Here is a 4,012-nt window from a genome sequence, read left to right on the forward strand (position 1 = left end):
GGCGGGAGGGCAACCTCGTGCTGTTCGTGGTCGACGCCTCCGGGTCGATGGCGGCGCGGCAGCGGATGGGTGCCGTGAAGGGTGCGGTGCTGTCGCTGCTGCTCGACGCCTATCAGCGGCGGGACAAGGTGGGTCTGGTGACGTTCCGGGGATCGGCCGCCGAGGTGGCGTTGCCGCCGACCTCGTCGGTGGACGCGGCGGCGGCCCGACTGGAGTCGTTGCCGACGGGCGGACGCACGCCGCTCGCGGCCGGGTTGCTGAAGGCGCACGACGTGCTGCGGGTGGAGCGGCTGCGGGACCCCGCGCGCCGTCCGCTGGTCGTGGTGGTGACCGACGGCCGGGCGACCGGCGGGCCGGAGCCCGTCGCGCTCGCCGGGCGGGCGGCCCGGTTGTTCGCGGCCGAGGGCCACGCGTCCGTGGTGGTCGACTGCGAGACGGGTCATGTCCGGCTGGGGCTCGCAGGGCAGCTGGCGGGTGAACTGGGCGGTACGGCGGTGACGTTGGACGAGCTGCGGGCGGACTCCATCGCCGGGCTGGTCCGGGATGTGCAAGGAACGCAGAGGACTTCAGGGAGGGCGGCGTAGATGCCTCAGGGACAGCCGAGTGTCGTACCGGACGACGGGCTGACGACTCGTCAGCGCAGGAACCGTCCGCTGGTCTTCGTGCACACGGGTATCGGCAAGGGGAAGTCCACCGCCGCGTTCGGGCTCGCGCTGCGCGCCTGGAACCAGGGGTGGCCGATCGGGGTGTTCCAGTTCGTCAAGTCGGCGAAGTGGAAGGTCGGCGAGGAGAACGCGCTGCGGGTGCTGGGGGCGTCCGGTGAGGGCGGGTCCGTCGACTGGCACAAGATGGGCGAGGGCTGGTCGTGGGTGCAGCGCGACGGTCAGATGGACAACGAGGACAAGGCCCGGGAGGGCTGGGAGCAGGTCAAGCGGGACCTGGCGGCCGAGACGTACAAGCTGTACGTGCTGGACGAGTTCGCGTACCCGCTGCACTGGGGGTGGATCGACACCGACGAGGTGATCGACGTGCTGCGGAACCGGCCCGGGACCCAGCACGTGGTGATCACCGGGCGGAACGCGCCCGAGAAGCTGGTCGACTTCGCGGACCTCGTGACCGACATGTCGAAGGTCAAGCACCCCATGGACGCGGGCCAGAAGGGCCAGCGGGGCATCGAGTGGTGACATCGTGACGTCTTACGCCTCAGTGGCCTCCGTGCCCCGGCTGGTGATCGCCGCGCCCTCGTCGCGCAGCGGCAAGACCACCGTGGCCACGGGGTTGATGGCCGCGCTCACCGAGCGGGGGCTCGCCGTGTCCCCGCACAAGGTGGGGCCGGACTACATCGACCCCGGCTACCACGCGCTCGCGAGCGGGCGGGTGGGGCGGAACCTCGACGCGTACCTGTGCGGGCCGGAGTTGGTCGCGCCGCTCTTCGCGCACGGGGCGCGCGGGTGCGACATCGCCGTCGTCGAGGGTGTGATGGGGATGTTCGACGGGGCCTCGGGGCAGGGGGAGCTGGCGTCCACCGCGCATGTGGCGAAGCTGCTGCGGGCGCCGGTGGTGCTGGTGGTGGACGCGTCGTCGCAGTCGCGGTCGGTGGCGGCGCTGGTGCACGGGTTCGCCTCCTGGGATCCCGAGGTGCGGATCGGGGGTGTGATCCTCAACAAGGTCGCCTCGGACCGGCATGAGGAACTGCTGCGGGACGCCCTGGAGTCGACCGGTGTGCCCGTGCTGGGAGTGCTGCGGCGGGCTCCTCAGGTGGACACTCCGTCCCGGCATCTGGGACTGGTCCCGGTCGCCGAGCGGCAGGCCGCCGCGCTGGAGGCCGTGGCGGCGATGGCCGCGCAGGTGCGGGCCGGGTGCGATCTGGAGGCGCTGGTCGCACTCGCCCGCGGTGCCGGGGCGCTGTCGGGGACGGCCTGGGAGCCGCCCGTCGCGGCCACGGGGAGGCGGGAGGTGGTCGCCGTGGCCGGCGGGCCCGCGTTCACCTTCTCCTACGCCGAGCACGCCGAGCTGCTGACCGCGGCGGGTGCCGAGGTGGTCGTCTTCGATCCGCTGCGGGACGAGCAACTGCCCGACGGGACGCGCGGGTTGGTGATCGGCGGCGGGTTCCCCGAGATGTACGCCGCCGAGCTGTCCGCCAACGAGCCGCTGCGGAAGGCCGTGGCCGAGCTGGCGTTCGGCGGGGCTCCGGTGGCCGCCGAGTGCGCCGGGCTGCTCTATCTGTGCCGGGAGCTGGACGGGCGGCCCATGTGCGGTGTGCTCGACGCGACGGCGCGCATGGACGAGCGGCTGACCCTCGGTTACCGCGACGCCGTGGCCGTGGGCGACAGTGTGCTCGCGCCGGCCGGGACCCGGATGCGGGCCCACGAATTCCACCGGACGGTCGTCGAGCCGGGGGCCGGGGCCGCTCCCGCCTGGGGGATACGGTCCCCTCGGCCCCGGGTCGAGGGGTTCGTGCAGGGCGGGGTGCACGCGAGCTATCTGCACACCCACTGGGCGGCGGAGCCCGGTGTCGCACGGCGGTTCGTGGAGAGATGCCGGGCGTCATGAGCGGTACGTCGACCGGTGGGGTGTGCCGCTCACTCCGCCACGCCCACCACCAGCCAGATGAAGGCCGCTCCGGCGACCGTGCACAGCAGGGTGGAGTGGGCCGGGTGTTCGTGGTGGGCCTCGGGGAGGATCTCGGCGGCGGCGAGATAGAGCAGGGCGCCGCCGAAGAAGCCGAGGTAGCAGCCGAGCGGGCCCTCCGGGATCGTGAACAGCAGCGTGGAGGCGGCCCCCACCACCGGGGCCGCCGCGTCCGCGAACAGCATCGCGAGCGCACGGCGGCGGGCGTTGCCGTAGACGCTGGTGAGTGTGTACGTGTTGAAGCCGTCCGCGAAGTCGTGGGCGATCACCGCGAGCGCGACCGCGACACCCATGCCCTCGTCGATCTGGAAGGCCGCACCGATCGCGACGCCGTCCATGGCGCTGTGTCCGACCATCGCGGCCGCGGCCGTCAGACCCACCTGGGGTGCACGGCCGTTGTGCTCCTCCGCGCCGTGGGCCGCCTGGCGGGCGGCCAGCAGGCGTTCCACCAGGTGGGCCAGGAGGAACCCGGCGACGAACAGCAGCAGCGCGGCGGGGACGCCGAAGACCTCGTCGCCGGCCGCCTCCAGCGCCTCGGGAAGCAGATCGAGGCCGACCACGCCCAGCATCAGACCGCCGGCCAGGCCCAGCACGAGGTGACGGCGGTCCGTCACGCGTTGTGCCGTCCAGCCGCCGAGCAGCGTCATCAGGAACGCGCCGAGTGCCACGAAGACCGCCATGCGTATGTGCTACCGGATGAGTGGGCGGTGTCGGCTGCGGCGCCCCGAGGTGGTGGGGAGCGAGGGGGTCGGGTTTTGACTGCGGGTCTGTGGGGGCTGGTCGCGCCCACGCGGCGGAGCCGCGTATGTCACCGCCCCGCGCCCCTGAAAAACGGGCGCGGCTGTGGCTGACCGTGTGTTCGGGGCACTCGTTGTCGGTGTGGGCGCCTCTGCCGGGGTGTCGGTGGTGGAGGTACTCGGGCTGGTGGGAGGGGTGCTGCGAGATGCCGGGCTCCCCCTCGGGGCCGTTTCCGCGCTCGTCACCGTCGAGGCCAAGGCCGGTGAACCCGGTCTCGTCCTGGCCGCCGAACGGCTCGGTGTCCCCCTCGTCGCCTACTCCGCCGCGGAGTTGGCCGCCGTGCAGGTGCCGAACCCCTCCGACATGGCCCTGGCCGCCGTCGGTACCCCGTCCGTCGCGGAGGCCGCCGCGCTCGTCGCCGGGGGTGAACTCCTCGTGCCCAAGCGGAAGTCGGTGCCGGTGGACGGGCGGCCGGGGCGGGTGACGTGTGCCGTCGCGACGGCGAACCCTGGCTTCGCCGCACCCGGCGTCGGTCGGCATGATGATCGTGGTGGCGGTGACCACGATCGCGGTCGTCGACAGACGCGATGACGGTGACCGCCGCCGACCCGCCCGACCCCCCCTGCTTCCGCGCCCGCACCCC

The 4,012-nt window shown here is 73.1% G+C and carries 4 protein-coding genes and 1 pseudogene; 4 read left to right on the forward strand and 1 reads right to left on the reverse strand.

Annotation, left to right across the window (positions count from 1 at the left end; genetic code table 11):
- The 3 genes from P1P70_RS41780 to P1P70_RS41790 form a co-directional block, all read left to right on the forward strand.
- The coding region (locus tag P1P70_RS41780) for a VWA domain-containing protein (protein WP_319247301.1) at nucleotides 1-584 on the forward strand (584 nt) is incomplete at its 5' end.
- Nucleotides 585-1,184, forward strand: a complete 600-nt coding sequence (gene cobO / locus P1P70_RS41785) for a cob(I)yrinic acid a,c-diamide adenosyltransferase (protein ID WP_033529174.1) — start codon at nucleotides 585-587, stop codon at nucleotides 1,182-1,184.
- A 4-nt stretch (nucleotides 1,185-1,188) separates the two neighbouring features.
- Nucleotides 1,189-2,553: a cobyrinate a,c-diamide synthase gene (locus P1P70_RS41790; protein WP_319247302.1), complete on the forward strand. Its 1,365-nt coding sequence runs from the start codon at nucleotides 1,189-1,191 to the stop codon at nucleotides 2,551-2,553.
- A gap of 29 nt (nucleotides 2,554-2,582) precedes the next feature.
- Here the strand turns inward: P1P70_RS41790 and P1P70_RS41795 are convergent, their stop codons facing one another.
- Complete coding sequence (locus tag P1P70_RS41795; protein ID WP_319247304.1) at nucleotides 2,583-3,311, reverse strand: ZIP family metal transporter; 729 nt, start codon at nucleotides 3,309-3,311, stop codon at nucleotides 2,583-2,585.
- Between the two features lie 184 nt (nucleotides 3,312-3,495).
- Here P1P70_RS41795 and P1P70_RS41800 point away from each other — a divergent pair.
- Nucleotides 3,496-3,903, forward strand: a pseudogene (locus P1P70_RS41800) (cobalamin biosynthesis protein); the annotation flags it as partial.
- Between the last annotated feature and the right edge of the window lie 109 nt (nucleotides 3,904-4,012).

The organism is Streptomyces sp. MB09-02B (genome assembly GCF_033794485.1).
In the GTDB taxonomy this organism is placed as follows: Bacteria; Actinomycetota; Actinomycetes; order Streptomycetales; family Streptomycetaceae; genus Streptomyces.